The following is a 2755-nucleotide window of genomic DNA, read 5'->3' on the forward strand; positions in this document are numbered from 1 at the left end:
CGGCGTAGGCCGCGGGCCCGCACAGGGCCAGGGCGGCCGCGACCGCCAGCGCGGCGGCGGCACCGGAAATTCGTTTCGTGGAGCGTCTCATGGAAAATCCCCCTAATCTAGCAACGGTTTCCAAGTCTACTAGATTGGGGGGACGGGAGCCAAGCCGAAGAGGCTATTTAACCAGCAGCTATTTAATCAGACAAACGTGCTGGTTAATTTCAGCCGGGTTCGAATAGTTATAAATGGACGAGATCTGATTAGCGGGCGACGAAGAGTGCCACATCTTATTGTCCCGAGGATTGTCACCCCAGAAAAATCCGATATGACAATCGACGTTAGGAGCAGTCTTGAAGAAAATGACATCGCCCTTTCTTGCCAACCCACTATTCAGTAGATCCTGCACTTTGTTGAACTCATAAACCTTTGAACCGGAATCGATCGCATAGCCGTAAAAACGCCACGCGTTGATATAACCACCTCCACCGGGGCCTCCGGCCCAAGGCGAATGGCTGTTATTTGCAGCAACTGCCGCGAGATTACCGCCGCACTTCGACCACGCATGAGCGACAAAGCCAGTGCAGTTCATACCAGAATATCCATCCCAGCGTCTCTCCCCGTTGGGATAGGTGCAAGTAGGAATAGAGAATCCAGTGGAATATGGAGTCCCGAGGTAGTAACCGTCATATTGATGCTGGGTAAGCCAAGTAACGAGCCTAATCCGCGGAACGCCAATCACCTTCTCGTCGGCTACATCCCTGTACGCGCCGTCCGTCGGGCCCGGGGCCGCCGAGCCCTTCGCGAGGATGCGGACCTGGAGCGCCTCGACGCGGTAGCCGATGCCCGTCGTGCCGGCGCGGGCCCCGTCGCTCGCCCACCCGAGCCAGCCGTAGTCCTGCACGTAGGCGCGGTACCACACGTCGTAGTACTCGGAGAGGTCGCCGGTCAGGCGCATCTTCACGCACTCGACCGCCCTGCCCTGGCCGGTCGTGCCGGCCACGGCGCCGCCCGAGACCTCGTCCTGCCAGCCGACGCCCGAGACGTGGGCGCTGTAGGACAGGCCGCCGGAGACCGGCGAGGAGACCTCGGCGGCGATCGCCTCGACGGCGCGGGACTGGCCGGTCGTGCCGGCGGTGCCGCCGTTGCCGACGGCGGGCTGCCAGCCGACGCCGGAGACGTGGGCCCTGAGGCTGAGCGAGGGGACGGAGAGCTCGGCGGGGGCGCCCGTCGAGGGGGCGTCGCCGCCCTTCTCGACGAGGACGGCCTGGAGGGCCTCGGCCTGGACGCCGAGCCCCTCGGTACCAGCGGCCTCGCCGTCCTTGGCCCAGCCGAGCCAGCCGTAGCCGGCCGCGTGGACGCGGTACCACACGTCGTAGCGCTCGGAGACGGGGCCGGAGAGGGACACCCTCACGGCCTGCACGGCGCGGCCCTGCCCCACCGTGCCGGCGTAGGAGGGGGCGGAGGCGGCGTCCTGCCAGCCGATGCCGGCCACGTGGGCCGCGACGGAGACGGAGCTCCCCTCGCCCGCCCCCTCGAGGGAGGCGCGCACGGCCTGGAGCGCGAGGCCCCTGCCGGTCGTGCCGACGTCCTCGCCGCCGCCCACCGCGGGCAGCCAGCCGCGCTCCGCGACATGGCCCTGCAGGACGAGCGACGGGCCGGAGGCGGCGCCGGAGACGTAGGCCCCCTCGGCCGGGCCGGGGGCGCCGGAGCCCTTCGCGACGAGGGCGACCTGAACGGCGGTGAGGCCCGAGGCGCCGGACTCGACGCCGGAGGGCTCGCCGGCGCTCGCCCAGCCGAGCCAGCCGCGCGCGGAGTCACAGGAGCGGTACCAGACGTCGTAGCGCTCCGCGAGGCCGCCGGACAGCTCGAAGCGGACGGCCTTGAGCTGGAGCCCGCCGCCCGAGGCGCCGAGCTGCGCCCCGTCGGAGCTGGTCTCCCCCTGCCAGCCGGAGCCCAGCAGCAGGCCGCGGTAGCAGACCGACCCGTCGGACTCGAGGTTGTCGACGGTCGCGGCGACGGAGCCCAGCACGGGCCCCCTCTCGGAGCCGAGCGTCAGGACCCCGCCCGAGAACGACGAGCCCGCCGGCGAGCCGGCGACGGAGATGGACGACCCGGACAGGCGCTCGCCGGCGCCGCGGAAGGCCCCGCCGGCCGGCCCCGGCGCGGCGCCGCCCTTGGGGACGAGCACGACCTGGACGGCCTGGACGGCCTTCGACAGGCCAACCGTGCCCGCGGACGCGCCGTCCTTGGCCCAGCCGAGCCAGCCGTAGTCGGAGCAGTGCACGCGGTACCAGACGTCGTAGGACGAGGCGGCCTCGCCGGAGAGCCTGAACTGGAGCGCCTCGACCGCCAGGGAGCGCCCGGTGGTGCCGGCGGTCCCCGAGGTCCAGCCCTGCCAGCCGACGTTCGAGACGTGGGCCCTCACCTCGAGGGAGGAGGATCCGTGCCCGTACCAGGAGACGGAGCCCGAGAGGGCCTCGAGGGCGCGGCCCTGCCCGGTGGTGCCGGCGACGGCGCCGTCCGAGACGGAGCCCTGCCAGCCGATGCCGGCGACGTGGGCGCGGTAGGAGACGGAGGGGGGCTCGGAGGACCTGTCGACGAACGGGGTGGCGGTGTCGCCCGGGGCGGGGTCGCCCTTGGGCAGGACCGCGACCTGGACGGCCTGGACGGCGCGGCCGTAGCCCGCCGAGCCGGCGTCGGCGCCGTCGCACGCCCAGCCCAGCCAGCCGAACTCGGCGGAGTGGACGCGGTACCAGACGGTGTAGCG

Annotated in this window: 1 pseudogene; it reads right to left on the reverse strand. The window is 70.7% G+C overall.

Annotated elements, in window-relative coordinates:
* Nucleotides 1-178: 178 nt before the first annotated feature.
* Nucleotides 179-2755 (reverse strand): annotated as a pseudogene (locus tag I2F59_RS09750) (hypothetical protein); the annotation flags it as partial.

This window comes from Collinsella aerofaciens (assembly GCF_015556945.1).
In the GTDB taxonomy this organism is placed as follows: Bacteria; Actinomycetota; Coriobacteriia; order Coriobacteriales; family Coriobacteriaceae; genus Collinsella; species Collinsella aerofaciens_AO.